Here is a 2,172-nt window from a genome sequence, read left to right as displayed (position 1 = left end):
TGTGTCTGTTGTTTGAGAACTCAATAGTGTGCCAAGTTTGTTGATACCAATTTATTGTATTGAATTGGTTGAATTGATTGGATCCGCCACCCCGTGGTGTGGTCTGGTTTTTACAGCTGGTTTCAAATTTTGTGCAGCCATTTTATCCTGTTATTTCCGGGGTTGGTGGTTGTGTCTGTTTTACTTCAACGGAGAGTTTGATCCTGGCTCAGGATGAACGCTGGCGGCGTGCTTAACACATGCAAGTCGAACGATGAACCTCACTTGTGGGGGGATTAGTGGCGAACGGGTGAGTAACACGTGAGTAACCTGCCCTTAACTCTGGGATAAGCCTGGGAAACTGGGTCTAATACCGGATATGACTCCTCATCGCATGGTGGGGGGTGGAAAGCTTTATTGTGGTTTTGGATGGACTCGCGGCCTATCAGCTTGTTGGTGAGGTAATGGCTCACCAAGGCGACGACGGGTAGCCGGCCTGAGAGGGTGACCGGCCACACTGGGACTGAGACACGGCCCAGACTCCTACGGGAGGCAGCAGTGGGGAATATTGCACAATGGGCGAAAGCCTGATGCAGCGACGCCGCGTGAGGGATGACGGCCTTCGGGTTGTAAACCTCTTTCAGTAGGGAAGAAGCGAAAGTGACGGTACCTGCAGAAGAAGCGCCGGCTAACTACGTGCCAGCAGCCGCGGTAATACGTAGGGCGCAAGCGTTATCCGGAATTATTGGGCGTAAAGAGCTCGTAGGCGGTTTGTCGCGTCTGCCGTGAAAGTCCGGGGCTCAACTCCGGATCTGCGGTGGGTACGGGCAGACTAGAGTGATGTAGGGGAGACTGGAATTCCTGGTGTAGCGGTGAAATGCGCAGATATCAGGAGGAACACCGATGGCGAAGGCAGGTCTCTGGGCATTAACTGACGCTGAGGAGCGAAAGCATGGGGAGCGAACAGGATTAGATACCCTGGTAGTCCATGCCGTAAACGTTGGGCACTAGGTGTGGGGGACATTCCACGTTTTCCGCGCCGTAGCTAACGCATTAAGTGCCCCGCCTGGGGAGTACGGCCGCAAGGCTAAAACTCAAAGGAATTGACGGGGGCCCGCACAAGCGGCGGAGCATGCGGATTAATTCGATGCAACGCGAAGAACCTTACCAAGGCTTGACATGAACCGGAAATACCTGGAAACAGGTGCCCCGCTTGCGGTCGGTTTACAGGTGGTGCATGGTTGTCGTCAGCTCGTGTCGTGAGATGTTGGGTTAAGTCCCGCAACGAGCGCAACCCTCGTTCTATGTTGCCAGCGCGTTATGGCGGGGACTCATAGGAGACTGCCGGGGTCAACTCGGAGGAAGGTGGGGACGACGTCAAATCATCATGCCCCTTATGTCTTGGGCTTCACGCATGCTACAATGGCCGGTACAAAGGGTTGCGATACTGTGAGGTGGAGCTAATCCCAAAAAGCCGGTCTCAGTTCGGATTGGGGTCTGCAACTCGACCCCATGAAGTCGGAGTCGCTAGTAATCGCAGATCAGCAACGCTGCGGTGAATACGTTCCCGGGCCTTGTACACACCGCCCGTCAAGTCACGAAAGTTGGTAACACCCGAAGCCGGTGGCCTAACCCCTTGTGGGAGGGAGCTGTCGAAGGTGGGACTGGCGATTGGGACTAAGTCGTAACAAGGTAGCCGTACCGGAAGGTGCGGCTGGATCACCTCCTTTCTAAGGAGCACCTACGGATTGTTCATGCCATGTATGTGGTGTGGGGGGTTTGTCAGGAGTATATGCCCGTTGCGCAGACGATTGTTCTGCGGCGGGTGCTCAAGGGTGGAATATCAACGAATAGCGGCCGCTTGTTTTGCTCCTTGCCCAGTACGGTGGTTGGTTGTCCTTTTGGGATGGCCGGTCTGCCTGGAACGGTGTGGGTGCGGGGTGGGTGGTTTTGTGTTTGGCACACTGTTGGGTCCTGAGGCAACAGGGCCGTCGGGATGGGCTGCAGCTTACGGGTTGTGGTTTGTTTTGTCGGGTTTGTTTGTTTCTGGTTTCCTGGCTGCATCGATCACGCACTTTTGGGTGTGTGGGGTGTGTGGTTTGGGGTTGTTGTTTGAGAACTACATAGTGGACGCGAGCATCTTTTATAAGAAGCAATTTCCAAGAATATGAACCTGGATCTGTCTGCACCTTT

The 2,172-nt window shown here is 54.4% G+C and carries 1 rRNA gene; it reads left to right on the top strand.

From position 1 onward, the window contains the following. The first annotated feature begins 185 nt into the window (after positions 1–185). Positions 186–1,709: ribosomal RNA gene (locus NG701_RS00035) — 16S ribosomal RNA — on the top strand. The last annotated feature ends 463 nt before the right edge of the window (positions 1,710–2,172 follow it).

The sequence above is a fragment of the Pseudarthrobacter cellobiosi genome, from assembly GCF_023913815.1.
GTDB classification, from domain to species: domain Bacteria; phylum Actinomycetota; class Actinomycetes; order Actinomycetales; family Micrococcaceae; genus Arthrobacter; species Arthrobacter cellobiosi.
This window is presented reverse-complemented; position numbering and strand designations above follow the sequence as displayed.